Annotated in this window: 1 protein-coding gene; it reads right to left on the minus strand. The window is 54.5% G+C overall.

Annotated features, from left to right (window positions below):
• The coding region (locus MXD62_RS08515) for a phosphoribosyl-AMP cyclohydrolase (RefSeq protein WP_368862339.1) at positions 1-269 on the minus strand (269 nt) is incomplete at its 3' end.
• Between the last annotated feature and the right edge of the window lie 10 nt (positions 270-279).

Below are 279 nucleotides of genomic sequence, written 5' to 3' on the forward strand. Positions count from 1 at the left end.
GGTCCGTTCGGCACCACTTGCACTAGCAGCGCATCGCCATCGCAATCATAGCGCAACCCGACAATTCGCTGGGTGTTTCCCGAGGTGTCTCCCTTGTGCCACAATTCCTGCCGCGAACGGCTCCAAAACCAGGTTTCCCCGGTCTCAACTGATTTTTCCAGGGATGCTTTATTCATATAGGCAAGCGTCAGCACTTCTTTGCTTACGGCGTCCTGCACGATGGCCGGGATCAGCCCGTTTGAGTCAAACCGCAAGCTTTCCCATGGTATCGAATATGTC

The sequence above is a fragment of the Frankia sp. Mgl5 genome (genome assembly GCF_023242985.1).
Taxonomy (GTDB): domain Bacteria; phylum Actinomycetota; class Actinomycetes; order Frankiales; family Frankiaceae; genus Parafrankia; species Parafrankia soli.